At 71.3% G+C, this 10122-nt stretch carries 11 protein-coding genes; 6 read left to right on the plus strand and 5 right to left on the minus strand.

Going from position 1 to position 10122, the window contains the following annotated elements; translation table 11 throughout:
- Window positions 1–136: 136 nt before the first annotated feature.
- Both B9G49_RS14335 and moaC read left to right on the plus strand, forming a co-directional pair.
- Complete coding sequence (locus tag B9G49_RS14335; protein ID WP_086216826.1) at window positions 137–1606, plus strand: NAD(P)H-hydrate dehydratase; 1470 nt, start codon at window positions 137–139, stop codon at window positions 1604–1606.
- Window positions 1599–2135 carry a cyclic pyranopterin monophosphate synthase MoaC gene (gene moaC, locus B9G49_RS14340; RefSeq protein WP_086216827.1) on the plus strand — a complete coding sequence of 179 codons (537 nt, stop codon included), beginning with the start codon at window positions 1599–1601 and terminating at the stop codon, window positions 2133–2135. The genes B9G49_RS14335 and moaC overlap by 8 nt, the downstream gene beginning before the upstream one ends.
- A gap of 30 nt (window positions 2136–2165) precedes the next feature.
- Here the strand turns inward: moaC and B9G49_RS14345 are convergent, their stop codons facing one another.
- The gene (locus tag B9G49_RS14345; protein WP_086216828.1) at window positions 2166–3350 is read right to left on the minus strand and encodes a glycine cleavage system aminomethyltransferase GcvT; all 1185 of its coding nucleotides are present in this window, start codon (window positions 3348–3350) and stop codon (window positions 2166–2168) included.
- A gap of 132 nt (window positions 3351–3482) precedes the next feature.
- On the opposite strand from B9G49_RS14345, the gene B9G49_RS14350 reads away from it, so the two are divergent.
- Entirely contained in the window at window positions 3483–4145 is a 663-nt protein-coding gene (locus B9G49_RS14350; RefSeq protein WP_086216829.1) for a S26 family signal peptidase, read from the plus strand.
- 189 nt (window positions 4146–4334) lie between these two features.
- Here B9G49_RS14350 and B9G49_RS14355 read toward each other — a convergent pair whose 3' ends face one another.
- A complete protein-coding gene (locus B9G49_RS14355; RefSeq protein ID WP_086216830.1) occupies window positions 4335–4907 on the minus strand; it encodes an NYN domain-containing protein in 573 nt (190 codons plus the stop codon).
- Window positions 4908–5127: 220 nt separating this feature from the next.
- On the opposite strand from B9G49_RS14355, the gene B9G49_RS14360 reads away from it, so the two are divergent.
- Together B9G49_RS14360 and B9G49_RS14365 are read left to right on the plus strand one after the other, a co-directional pair.
- Complete coding sequence (locus B9G49_RS14360) at window positions 5128–5379, plus strand: hypothetical protein (protein ID WP_049929544.1); 252 nt, start codon at window positions 5128–5130, stop codon at window positions 5377–5379.
- A 110-nt stretch (window positions 5380–5489) separates the two neighbouring features.
- Complete coding sequence (locus tag B9G49_RS14365; protein ID WP_086216831.1) at window positions 5490–6668, plus strand: inorganic phosphate transporter; 1179 nt, start codon at window positions 5490–5492, stop codon at window positions 6666–6668.
- 19 nt (window positions 6669–6687) lie between these two features.
- On the opposite strand, the gene ilvD is transcribed toward B9G49_RS14365, so the two are convergent.
- A complete protein-coding gene (gene ilvD, locus B9G49_RS14370) occupies window positions 6688–8475 on the minus strand; it encodes a dihydroxy-acid dehydratase (protein WP_086216832.1) in 1788 nt (595 codons plus the stop codon).
- A gap of 135 nt (window positions 8476–8610) precedes the next feature.
- Between ilvD and B9G49_RS14375 the strand changes: the two genes are divergently transcribed.
- Window positions 8611–8910, plus strand: a complete 300-nt coding sequence (locus B9G49_RS14375) for a hypothetical protein (RefSeq protein ID WP_086216833.1) — start codon at window positions 8611–8613, stop codon at window positions 8908–8910.
- On the opposite strand, the gene B9G49_RS14380 is transcribed toward B9G49_RS14375, so the two are convergent.
- The gene (locus B9G49_RS14380) at window positions 8894–9322 is read right to left on the minus strand and encodes a universal stress protein (protein ID WP_049929548.1); all 429 of its coding nucleotides are present in this window, start codon (window positions 9320–9322) and stop codon (window positions 8894–8896) included. The genes B9G49_RS14375 and B9G49_RS14380 overlap by 17 nt on opposite strands.
- A gap of 273 nt (window positions 9323–9595) precedes the next feature.
- Window positions 9596–9988 carry a VOC family protein gene (locus tag B9G49_RS14385; protein ID WP_086216834.1) on the minus strand — a complete coding sequence of 131 codons (393 nt, stop codon included), beginning with the start codon at window positions 9986–9988 and terminating at the stop codon, window positions 9596–9598.
- Window positions 9989–10122: the final 134 nt, after the last annotated feature.

Here is a 10122-nt window from a genome sequence, read left to right on the forward strand (position 1 = left end):
ACCGATGCCACAGTTATTCGCCGAGTTCTCCACCTGACCGCTTCAACATTTTCATTTCCGAAGCGCGGCGGGCGCAGCGCTGTCGAGGTGGCTCTGACCCCGGCCGCTTAATCTCCGGGCGCTCGAACCGCCGAGCATGATCACGACCGATCGCATGGCGGCCGTCGACGCCAACGCGGCCGCGCTCGGCGTCCCGCGCAAACAGCTGATGGAGTCGTCCGGTAACGCCGTCGCCCGCGAAGTGCGGGCCGTCGCGGACCCGGGTGCCGCCGTCGCGCTCGTCTGCGGCCGCGGGAACAACGGCGGCGACGCCCTCGTCGCGGCGCGGTTCCTGAAGCGGTACGACGTGACGGTCCACCTGCTCGGACGCCCCGCGACGATCCGGACCGACATCGCGCGGGAGAACTGGGCGGCGCTTGAAGCGACGGAGATCACGACCGAGACGGTCACCGACTCCCGCGACTTCTCCCTCGCCGCTCCCGACGGCGACGGCCCGGACGTCGTCGTCGACGCGATGCTCGGCTCTGGGGTCTCCGGCGGCCTCCGCGAGCCGGAACGGACCGCCGCCGCGGCGATCAACGCGACCGACGCGACGGTGATCGCGGTCGACGTGCCCTCCGGGATCGACGCCGACACCGGCGAACCGACCGGCGAGGCGGCGACCGACGGTCCGGCCGACCCAGTCGCCGTCGACGCCGACCGCGTGGTGACGTTCCACGACGAGAAGCCCGGACTCGACGCCGCCGCCGTCACGGTCGCGGACATCGGGATCCCGGCCGCCGCGGAGCGGTTCACCGGCCCCGGCGATCTCCTCGGGCTCGACCGCGATCCGGACTCGCACAAGGGGGACAACGGCGAGGTGCTGGTGGTCGGGGGCGGACCGTACACCGGGGCGCCGACGCTGTCCGCGCTGGCCGCGCTCCGCGCGGGCGCCGACCTCGTCCGCGTGGCGTGCCCCGAGTCGGTCGCCGGCGCGGTCCAGGGGTTCTCGCCGAACCTCATCGTCCGCGCGCTGCCCGGCGACCGCGTCGAGCCCGCCCACGTCGACCGGGTCGCGTCGCTCGCGGCCGAAAGCGATGTCACTGTCCTCGGCCCGGGCCTCGGCGACGGCGACGGGGCTCGAGAGTTCGTCCGCGAGTTCCTGACGGGCTACGACGGACGCGGCGTCGTCGACGCCGACGCGCTCCGGGTCGTCCCCGAGGTCGACACCGACGCCGACCTGATCTGTACGCCGCACCAGGGCGAACTCGTCGACATGGGCGGAGAGAGGGCGTCAGACCCGGACGAGCGCGCGGAACTGGTCGACGAGTTCGCGGGCGGGCTGGGCCACACGCTGCTCGTGAAGGGCGCTGTCGACGTGGTCGCCGACGGCGACGAGACACGGCTCAACCGCACCGGGAACCCCGGCATGACGGTCGGCGGGACGGGCGACGTGCTCGCGGGGACGGTCGGCGCGCTGGCGGCCGTGACGGAGCCGTTCCGGGCGGCCGCGGTCGGCGCGTACGCCGTCGGCCGGGCCGGCGACGCGGCCGCGGAGGCGAACGGCGCGGGGTTGGTGGCGACGGACTTACCCGATCGGCTGCCGGAGGCGATGCGTGATGAGTGAGGAGGACGCGGTCCGGTCCGGCGACGGGAGCAACGGAGGCGACGGCAGCCCGGACGACCTGACACACACCGACGACGCCGGCGACGTCCAGATGGTCGACGTTGGCGCGAAGCCCGACAGCAGCCGGCGAGCGGTCGCCCGCGGGGAGATCCGGCTGACGCCGGGGACGATCGCGGCGGTCGAGGCCGACGCGGTCGAGAAGGGCGACGTGCTCGCGACCGCCCGGATCGGCGCCGTTCAGGCGGTGAAACACACCTGGGAGACGATCCCGATGTGCCACCAGATCCCGATCACGAACGTCGACGCCGAGTTCGCGGTCGGCGACGACCGGATCGAGCTGACGGTCGCGGTCGAGACCACCGGCAAGACGGGCTGTGAGATGGAGGCGCTGGAGGGCGTCACGACCGGGCTCAACACCGTCTGGGACATGGTGAAGGCCGCGGAGAAGGACGGCGACGGCCAGTACCCCGACACGCGGATCGCGGACGTGAAAGTGGTCGACAAACGGAAGGAGACGGTCGACGCGTAGCCGCGGCCCGGGAGGCCGCCGCGGATCACCTCAGCGGTCGAGGAACGGCGGGACCACGACTTCGGCGCGCTTCTCGTCGCCGCGCACGACGACGCTCACCTCGGTGCCGGCGTCGGCGTACGACTCGTGGAGGTACCCCAGCCCGATCGGCTCGTCGAGCGTCGGGCTCATCGTCCCGGAGGTGAGCTTCCCGACTCTGGTGAGGTCGCCGTCGGTGACCGCGTACCCGCCGCGGGGCACGCCGCGCTCCGAGAGCCTGACGCCGACGAACTTCTCGTCGACGCCCTGCTCCTTCTGGACCTCCAGCGCGTCGCGGCCGACGAACTCCGTGTCGAGCTTCACGACGAAGCCGATCCGCGCCTCGTACGGGGTCCGGGGCTCACCCTCGGGATCGAAGTCCTGTCCGGACAGCAGGAACCCCATCTCGGTGCGGAGCGTGTCGCGCGCGCCGAGGCCGCACGGCTGCGCCTCGGGGGGCGCGTCGACGAACGCCTCCCAGACGGCGCCGGCGTCGGCGGCCGGGCACATCACCTCGAAGCCGTCCTCGCCGGTGTAACCGGTGCGTGCGACCCAGCTCTCGACCCCCGCCACCGCCGCCACCGCCGCCTCGAACTTCGAGAGGTCGACGACGCGGTCGCGGGGCGTGGCCTGGTCGAGGGCGTCGGCCGCGTCGGGGCCCTGGACCGCGAGCATCGCCCAGTCCCCCGTGGCGTTCGCGACGGTCGCGTCGAGCCCCCACTCGTCGCGGTGCGCGGTCCAGCGGTCGGCCATCTGTCCGTCGTGGCCCGCGTTCGGTACGAAGAGGTACGCCGGGTCGCCGCTCGGCGCGTCGAGGTCGCCGCCGTGGTCGCTCTCCAACGCCGCGAGCGACGCCGCCCCTTCCCCGGCCGGAGTCCCGTCGGGGAGCCGGTAGACGACCGTGTCGTCGAGCATCACGCCCTCCCCGTTCGTGATCGCGGCGTACTGGGAGTCCCCGGGGTCGAGCGCGCGCACGTCGTTGGTCGTGAGTCGGTTCATCAGTTCGGTCGCGTCCGGGCCGGCCACCTCGATCTCGCCCATGTGGGAGACATCGAAGACGCCGACCGACTCGCGGACCGCCGCGTGTTCGGTCCGGATCGAGTCGAACTCGACGGGCATCTGCCAGCCGCCGAAGTCGGTGAACTTCGCACCGCGCGCGTCGTGGGCGTCGTGGAGCGGAGGGAGACGGTCGGTCATACGCGCACCCTCTCCCGGGCGAGCCTAAGGTGTTGTGACAGCGGCGGTCCGCGCGTCCGCGGCGGGCCCGGCCGCATGGCCCCGACCACCTCGAGCGACAGCCTCAAGCGGTCGCCGTGCCGTCTCCCGACCGTGAGCAGTTCCCGTCCCGACACCGCCGCCGCGGTGGCGCCCGCGGTCGCCGTCCTCCTCGTCGCGGTCCTGCTCGGCGCCGTCATGGGCACGTGGCCGCCGTTCGTCGCGGTCGAGAGCGGCAGCATGACTCCCGGCGTCGAGCGCGGCGACCTCGTCGTCGTCACGGCCGCCGACCGAACGCCGTGGGGCGACCTCTCGAGCGCCGCCGACGCGGACGCGCCGACGCGGCTCGGCGGACCGGGAGACGTGGTCGTTTACGCCGTTCCGGGCGCCGGGGGTCGCCCGGTGTTCCACCGCTTGGCGTTCCCCGTGGAGGCGGGCGAGGACTGGACGGAGCGGGCCGACCCGGACCTGCTCTCAGGCGACTGCGGGGAGCTCTCAACCTGTCCGGCGCCGTACGACGGGTACGTCACGCGCGGGGACGCGAACGGGCTGTACGACCAGAGCGCGGGCATCGCCCCGGTCGTCCCCGAGGAGTGGATCGCCGGCAAGGCGCTGTTCGCGGTGCCGAACCTCGGCTGGACACGGGTGGCGATCGACGCGGCGGCCGCGCGGTACGGCGGGGTCGCGACCGGAGTGGTCCTCGTCGGTCTCACGGGACTGGCCGGCGGACTCGGCGCGCTGCTCTTGGGACGGCTCGGTCGGGGACGGCGGCGGTGAGTTGTCTCGGCGGGAGCGATTCTCTCATGAAAGCTCGCGACCGCCGGTAGCCGTCTTTTATACAATTCGGTGCGGCCGGCGCGAGGAGCGCGTGGGAGGTAGCGGTGAGGGAGGGGCGACCGCGGGGAGCCCCGAGCGAACCGCGAGGTCGGCGTTCAGCTATACGCGGCCGCCGGCGTCGCCCGACCGCTATCGCGTCGAGGGCGATCCGGCGTCCGTCTCGTCGTCGTCGCTCCCGGCGGCGTCGCTCTCGTCGCCGTCGAGCGTCACGGAACCGTTGGCGGCGTTGCGGAGCGCGTCCGAGCGCCCGAACTCCCCGGGCGCGATGGCGAGCGTCCGGATTCCGTAGCCGTTGGCGGTCTCGACGACCGGCTTGAAGTCCGTGTCGCGCGAGGCGATCGCGAGGGTGTCCATTCGGTTCTCGGCCGCGAACCGCGCGGCGTCGACCGCGAGCTTCACGTCCACGTCGCCGCTCGTGATCACGACCTCGAAACCGCGGGCCTCCGCGGCCTGAATCAGCCCCGGCGTCGCGTGCTCGTCGAGGTAGAGCCGGGTCGTCACCAGCGGGCCCTCGGCCTCGGCGGCCAGCCGCACGTCGTCGAGGTCCACGTCGAACTCCTCGCGCAACACGTTCGGGCCGTCGACGAACAGCGCCACGCCGTCGGTGTTCGCGTCCGTCGCGCGCTCGCCGGTCGTGCCATCGCTGCGGCCCGCCTCGCCGCCAGCGGTCGTCTCGCCCTCGGGCCCGTCGCCTCGGTCCATGAGCGGGCTTCGCCGCGGCCGGAAATAGGTATGCTGATTCGCGAGCGCTCTCGACGAGCGCCTCCCGCCCGGTCTCGGTGTGTCGTCTGCCCAGTTATCCCCGGCAATTCGTCCGACCGACTTGGCGCTTCAACACCTTATATCCGTATTACGACCTGCCTCACGTCCGTAGTGAATATACGGAGACTTGAAATAGGATGTCCAAGAATAACGAGATAAGATGTCTCAATCAAACGCGTACACCGTCATTTCCGCACAGAACGATCACGATTGTACCACTGTACGTGCCCATCCACGCAACGAGACGTTCCACGTCGTCGACTACGCCGACGAGGACGCCCGCGAGCGCGTCGCCGACCTGCCGGTAGGGTCGGTCGTGAAGATGGAACTCTCCCGCGCGGGGCGTCGGAGCAACGTCTGGCGCGCCGAGTCGGTCAAGACCGCGCAGACCGACGGCGGCGAGTCCCGCTGACGCCGGACCGGCGGCCGCACCGGAACCGCGGCCGCAACGCCGTCAGTTTCGAGCCCAAATCGTGACCGATTACGACACTTATATGCCTCGTATGGCGGTACCACGATTCGATGGTGGAAACGCTCCTGGCGGTCGGGGTCGTCGCGTCGGCGTTCGTCGGCTTCAATATCGGCGGCTCCTCGACCGGCATCGCGTGGGGACCTCCCGTCGGGGCCGGCATCCTGAAGAAGACGACCGCCGCGGGACTCATGACGGCGTTCGTCTTCCTCGGCGGCTGGACCGTGGGGCGAAACGTGATGGACACGCTGAGCGGCGGGATCATCACGACGGAGCTCTCGCTCTCGGCGGGTGTCGCCGTGTTGTTCTTCATCGGACTCGGGATCCTCATCGCGAACATCTTCGGGGTCCCCGTGCCGACCTCGATGACGACCGTCGGAGCGATCGCCGGCCTCGGACTGGCGACCGACACGCTCGACTACGCGACGGTCTCGCGGATCATCTCGTGGTGGATCGTGACCCCGATCATCGGGTTCTGGGTCGGCGTCGTGATCGGTCGGTACGTCTACCCGGCGGTGAGCCGGCGGGTCCACATCGAGAAGTCCCCCGGCCCGCTGCTGCGACTCGACCGGGAGGGCGGGGTACCGAAGCCGGAACTCGGCCCGAACACGACGGTGACGGAGCTCATCAGCACGGTCGTCGTCCTCCTCATCGGCTGTTACATGTCGTTCAGCGCCGGCGCGAGCAACGTACCGAACGCCGCCGCGCCGCTGGTCAGCGGCGTCGGAGGGCTTCCGGAAAACACCGCTATCGGGATCGCCACGCTCGCGATCGGACTCGGCGGCTTCACGATCGCCCGCCGCACGATGGAGTCGGTCGGCGGCGAACTGAGCGACATCCCCCTGCTCGCGGCCCTCTTCGTGATGACGACGGCCTCGACGATCACGACGGTCCTCTCGTACCTCGGGATCCCGATCAGCCTCGTTATGGGCACGGTGATGACGATCGTCGGCATCGGGTGGGGACGCGCGACGCGGCCGGTCACCGTTCAGGAGGCGGTCACCCGGAACACCGGGGACAACAAGATCGTCCCCGGCGCCATAACCGTTTCGGAGGACGGAGAGGAGCGGTCGGCGCCGATCGGCGAGGCGGAACCGGAGGCGGTGTTGGAGGCCGGCGACCTGTTCAACCCCCGAGCGGTGCTGAAGTACATCTCGATGTGGATCATCGGCCCGTCCGTGTCGACCCTGCTGGCCTACGGGTTCTTCGTCCTCGTTCCGGGCGTCGCCTGACGGCGCGCGAACCGCCTGTTCAGTCCCGCGTGAGCCGCGGGTTCGTCACCGCGCCCTCCGCGGCCGAGGCGAAGTCGCGGCCGTACTTCGCGAGGATGCCGCCCTCGTAGGGCGGTTCGGGCGCGTCCCACGCCTCGCGGCGCTCGTCGAGCTCCTCGTCGGAGAGGTCCACGGTCAGGTCGCGCTCGGGGATGTCGACCGTGACGTGGTCGCCGTCCTCGATGAGCCCGATCGGACCGCCGACGGCGGCCTCGGGCGCGACGTGGCCGATCATCGGACCGCGGGTGCCGCCCGAGAAGCGGCCGTCGGTGAGCAGCGCCACGTCGTCCTCGTGGCCCGCGCCGACGACGGCGGCGGTGACGCCGAGCATCTCGCGCATGCCGGGGCCGCCGCGGGGCCCCTCGTTGCGGATGACGATCACGTCGCCGGACTCGATCGCCCCCGACTGGACGTACTCCATCGCGTCCTCCTCGTTCTCGAACACGCGGGCGGGGCCCTCGTGGTAGAACTCGTCGTCGCCAGTCACCTTCAGCACCGAGCCGTCCGGCGCGAGGTTGCCGTCGAGGATCTTGATGGCGCCCTCCTCCTCCTTCGGGTCCTCGACGGGGTAGAGGAAGTCGGCCTCGATATCGTCGTCGGCCGGGAGTTCGCCGCGCTCCTCCAGGGCCGCGATCTCCTCGGCGAGCGTCCGGCCCGTCACGGTCATCGCGTCGCCGTGGAGCAGGTCGGCCTCAAGTAGGCGGCGGAGCACGACCGGCACGCCGCCGACCTCGTGGAGGTCGTTCATGACGCGGCTCCCGCCGGGCTGGAGGTTCGCGATCTTCGGCGTGCGCCGGGAGATCTCGTCGAAGTCCTCGATAGAGAGGTCGACGTCGGCCTCGCCCGCGAGCGCGAGCAGGTGGAGGACCGCGTTCGTCGAGCCGCCCATCGCGGTCTGGGCCGCGATCGCGTTCTCGAACGACTCGCGCGAGAGGATGTCGGAGGGGCGGCGGTCGTTCTCGATACAGTCCATCGCCAGCTCGCCGGCGCGCTCGGCGACCGCGTAGCGCTCCTCGTCCTCCGCCGGCGGCGAGGCCGATCCGAGCGGCGCCAGCCCGAGCGCCTCCGACAGCGACGCCATCGTGTTCGCGGTGAACATCCCGCCACAGGAGCCCGCGCCGGGGCAGGCGTGCCGCTCTAACTCGTCGAGTTCGTCGGCGTCCATGTCGCCCTGCGCGTACGTGCCGACGCCCTCGAACACCTGGACGATCGTCACGTCGCGGCCGTCGTGTTGCCCGGGCATGATCGAGCCGCCGTAGAGGAAGACGCTGGGGAGGTCCGTCCGGATCGCGGCCATCATCATCCCGGGGAGGTTCTTGTCGCAGCCCGCGACCGTCACGAGGGCGTCCATGCGCTCGCCGAAGGAGACGAGCTCGACGGAGTCGGCGATCACCTCCCGCGAGATCAGGCTCGCCTTCATCCCCTCCGTCCCCATCGAGATGGCGTCGGAGATGGTGATCGTGCCGAACTCGATCGGCATCCCCCCCGCCGCGTCGATGCCGTCGAGCGCGGCGTCCGCCACGTCGTCGAGGTGGACGTTACACGGCGTGATGTCGGCGGCCGGGTTCGGCACGCCGACGATCGGCGACGAGAGGTCCTCGTCGTCGAACCCCATCGCGCGGAACATGGCGCGGTGCGGCGCCTTGTCCGGGCCCTCTGTCACCTCGCGGCTCGGCAGGTCCTCGTCTTTCGTCCCGGCGAATCGGTCCGCGTCCTCCCGGCGACGACGCCGCTCGCCGTCGTCCGATCTCGACTGCTGTTCGCTCATACCCGACCCTGTCGCTCGGGGGTCTTAAACCGCCGCGTCGGGGCGAGGGTTGCTCGGCGGGGATCGCGGTTCCCCCCGCACGGGCCGGTTGAGGCATGTCTCGGCTACCTCCTGTTCTACATCGTCGTCATTCGCGTGACCCCGGCGGTCGTCGCGACGTCGGGCGACGCGGCCCTAAGTCTGCCGTCCTCGTTCGTCCGGTTCGGGCTCGCGGCCGCGCTGTGGTTCGTGCTCGTGGTGACGGCGGTCGACCAGGCGCGGCGGCGGCTCGCGGCGCTCGGGGTCGGCACGTACGACGACCCCGGACTGCGCGTGCGGTCGCGCGTCGTATCGTCGTCGCCACGAACCACGGGGTATCTGCTCGCGCTGATCGCGGACACCGCCGTCGCCATGGTAACGTTCGACGGAGCCGCTCTGGTCACCGAACGATCGTGACCGGGACCGGCGACCGCCTGGCGACCGTTTCGGCCACGTTCCCCACGAGGAACCGGCGCGTCATGCGGCGGCGGTCCGCCCCGTGAGCGCCGATCACGACCGTGTCGTAGTCGCCCGCCCGATTGATGATGTTCCGGGCCGGGTGGCCGATACCCACGACCGTGTCTATCTCTCGCCCCCGCTCGGCGGCCGCCGCGCGCGCCCGCTCGAAGGCGGGCTCGGCGCGTTCGGCGGCGGCCTCGTCGATGTCGTCCGCAAGGGCGAGGTCCGTCGCTTCGCCGAACATCGAGGAAGGGACACCGACGACGTGTAACACGGTGACGTCGGCCTCCGGAAAGCTGTCGAGCGCGTACGCGAGGGCCTCCACCGAGTGGTCGGAGTCGTCCATCGGGACGAGGATACGTGAGACCATACCGCAGGTCAGACCGCCTACCCACCTAAGTCTCTTCCTCAGACGACGCCCGGGACGAGCCGATGGGATCCGTGGCGCCGCCCCGTCAACTCCCCGACACGTCGGTCACGGACCTGCTTCCGCCGCGACGGCGTCGGAGTCGAACGACCAGACCGTCGACACCGCGGCCGCGCCGGCCGCGTTGCCCGTCGCCGCCAGTTCCCCGAGATCCGAGGCGCCCGGCCCCTCGCGGCGATGACCGCACCGGCGAACGCGCCGCCGGGCTCCAGCGGCTCACACCCGCGCTTTCAGCTCCACTCGGTAGCCGAACGGGTCCCTGACGTACACCGCGCCGGCCTCGCCGGTCGCGCCGAGCGGGGAGTCGAGCCGATTTTCGACCTCGACGCCGGCGTCGGCCAGCTCCGCTTCGATCTCCTCGACCGACTCCTCGACGACGACCGCGACGTGGTCGTAGTTCGTCCTCGCCGGCCGCTCGAACTCGGCGGTCGGCCACAGGTGGATCACCGCGGTCGCGGAGAGCCGCACGTCGAAGATGGGCTTCTCTCCGGCCGCGTACAGCGCGTCCTCGATGCCGAAGCCGAGCGCCTCGCCGTAGAACTCGCGGGCCGCGTCGGCACCGCCTTCCGGGATGCGGAGGTTGACGTGGTCGATATGGCGTGCCTTCACGGGGGAGTGTTCGGCGTCCGGGCGCAAAAGTCGTCGGGCCGGGTACTGCCGGTCCGCGTCCGGCCGGAGACGTGGCGGTCGGCGACGGCGGGGCGGTCCTGCGAACTGCGAACGTCCGCGGCACACTTATACAC

Source organism: Halorubrum sp. SD683, from assembly GCF_002135045.1.
In the GTDB taxonomy this organism is placed as follows: domain Archaea; phylum Halobacteriota; class Halobacteria; order Halobacteriales; family Haloferacaceae; genus Halorubrum; species Halorubrum ezzemoulense.

Coding starts and splice junctions, on each gene's coding strand:
- B9G49_RS14335 (WP_086216826.1), top strand. CDS start 137: ATGATCACGACCGATCGCATGGCGGCCGTCGACGCCAACGCGGCCGCG.
- moaC (WP_086216827.1), top strand. CDS start 1,599: ATGAGTGAGGAGGACGCGGTCCGGTCCGGCGACGGGAGCAACGGAGGC.
- B9G49_RS14345 (WP_086216828.1), bottom strand. CDS start 3,350: ATGACCGACCGTCTCCCTCCGCTCCACGACGCCCACGACGCGCGCGGT.
- B9G49_RS14355 (WP_086216830.1), bottom strand. CDS start 4,907: ATGGACCGAGGCGACGGGCCCGAGGGCGAGACGACCGCTGGCGGCGAG.
- B9G49_RS14360 (WP_049929544.1), top strand. CDS start 5,128: ATGTCTCAATCAAACGCGTACACCGTCATTTCCGCACAGAACGATCAC.
- B9G49_RS14365 (WP_086216831.1), top strand. CDS start 5,490: ATGGTGGAAACGCTCCTGGCGGTCGGGGTCGTCGCGTCGGCGTTCGTC.
- ilvD (WP_086216832.1), bottom strand. CDS start 8,475: ATGAGCGAACAGCAGTCGAGATCGGACGACGGCGAGCGGCGTCGTCGC.
- B9G49_RS14380 (WP_049929548.1), bottom strand. CDS start 9,322: ATGGTCTCACGTATCCTCGTCCCGATGGACGACTCCGACCACTCGGTG.